This is a genomic window from Sphingobacteriales bacterium, assembly GCA_012517435.1.
Taxonomy (GTDB): Bacteria; Bacteroidota; Bacteroidia; order CAILMK01; family JAAYUY01; genus JAAYUY01.
Genome location: JAAYUY010000201.1, coordinates 1 through 2,158 on the forward strand (window position 1 = coordinate 1; position 2,158 = coordinate 2,158).

The 2,158-nt window shown below is 40.8% G+C and carries 1 protein-coding gene; it reads right to left on the minus strand.

The annotated features are described in order from the left end of the window. Positions 1-332: 332 nt before the first annotated feature. Positions 333-2,158, minus strand: a 1,826-nt coding sequence (locus tag GX437_11150) for a TonB-dependent receptor (GenBank protein ID NLJ08218.1), incomplete at its 5' end; no start/stop codon positions are given.

Here is a 2,158-nt window from a genome sequence, read left to right on the forward strand (position 1 = left end):
AAACAATACTAAGGATAAGGAATACTGAGCACAGCGGGAAAAAATAACCGATCAAGTCCCGTAGGGACGGAATTGTTTATGTATCAACTCACCCCCGGCCCCTCTCTTTCGAAAAGAGAGGGGAGCTAAGGGCGTTTCGGGGACAGTCTTCAGCAGGAACGGGAATCTTAAAACCGGAATCCGGAACAGGGAGTACTGAAAATCATAAATCGTAAATCCAAAATCGTAAATCGGTACATGGAACCCTGAACCCATCACTCATCACCCATCTCCCATCACTCTTAACAGGTAACCTGCAACTTATCCGGATTAATTACAGTTTCATTGTGTCATTACTCCCAATTTACTGAAAAATAAATGCCTCTTGGGCGGGTTGAAAACCCATTTATTTCCATGTATTTGGTATTCAGCAGATTTTCGACTTTTAATCTTAAAAAGAGATTTTCAAAAAGCTGAAACTTAATTCCCGCATCAGCCAGAAAATAGCCCTTAATCAATTCATTATCAAGTGCTCCATAAGGACCTAAAACCGGATTATAATAGGAATCGTAACGGTGGCCTACCATCCGCGAAAAAACATAAAAAGATAATTTTTTATTCGGATAATAATCCAATGAAAAACCGGCAGTGGCATCAGGTCTTCGTATCAGCCCTATTTTTTCGACATTTCTGCTGCCAATAAAAATACCGCTTTCAAAAAGCTGAACATGGTTGCCGTGGGTCAGGGAAGTATCAATATCTGAAGCAGAAAGCGGTGAAATACCGTTCATCAGGCTGAAAAATCCTGTCAATCTTGACTTCTCAGTCAGGGAAAAAGAAAGCTTCATTTCAAAGCCATTCAGTTTCATCCGCGATAAGTTAATATAGGTATCACCCCGGTAGTCATTTCTCATCCAGTCGGTGCCAAGAGAATCAAGCGGGATATTTTTATCCCAAAGATAAACATATTCAATGACATCATGCACAAGAGTCTGATAGAGTGTAACTTCAAAAAATGCATTTTCAGAAAATTCCGATTTAATTCCTGCTTCGAAAGAAAGAGAACGCTCAGGCTTGAGATTTTTATTTCCCCTGCTGACCACAGCACCCCAACCCATATCAGGAGAATAAAGCCTGTAAAGTGAAGGAGCATTAAAACCACTGGTAACTGAAGCGAATAAAAGACTGTTTTTATTAAGCCGGTAAGAGGGATTTAACGACCAGGTAAAAACCTGCCCGAATTGGCTGTGAATGCTCATGCGTCCGGCAGATTCCAGTTTAAAGCCCTGCAAACAGGAAAGAAATTTCCGGCCATCAACAGATAAATGGATAAAAGCTCCTTTTGTAGATGAATGAATGTCAAGAGTATCCAGATTATAATCCTGTTCGTATTTCCCGAAATAAGGACTCCAGTAAAAGACATAATTTCTGTTGTTCATAAATTCAGACTGGCTGAAAACACCTGCCATTATCTGATAATCATTTTTTGTGAAAGACACTGTAAGGTCATGCATGAGATAGGAGCCGTCAAAGATGCTTCTGGAATATGAATGGTCGAAATTGCCCAGTGCATCCACTACCGATGAATCATCTGTGTCAATACGTTGCATGAAGGAGTAAGCACCTGAATAATTGAATTTAAAGGCTTTTCCTGTACGATAATCTGCCCCCCATGAAAACAGGTTGCGGTGAAAACTGATAAAACGATTGTCATCATCACGATAAGCACCTTTGTCGAGGTCGGATTCCTGCCAGGTATTTCTCCAGGAAACAAACACATGAATTTTTTCATTCCGGAAACCTGATTTTAAGGAATAACTGCTGAGCTGATAGTCATCCTGATCCCTGTTTTTAAAAGCCAGCGGGTCGGTAACCGTGTCGATGGTAGCATCCAATCCGTGAGTCAGTTGAGAGGCCACACTCCCCCCGACATAAAAGCCTTTTTGATGTAAATATTTCATATTCAGGCTATTATTAAGCAGAAAGGTATTTTTTCCAAAAGTACCACCTCCAAGATGCACAGATTTGGAAAAGCCATTTTTATGATTTCCGGAGGTAATAATATTGACAACTCCCCCAATGGCAGAAGAGCCAAAATAAGGACTGTGGCTGCCCTTTACGATTTCAATCCTTTCGATATCGTCAAGGGAAAGTTCGCTTAAATCCGGGCCGTTGTCAA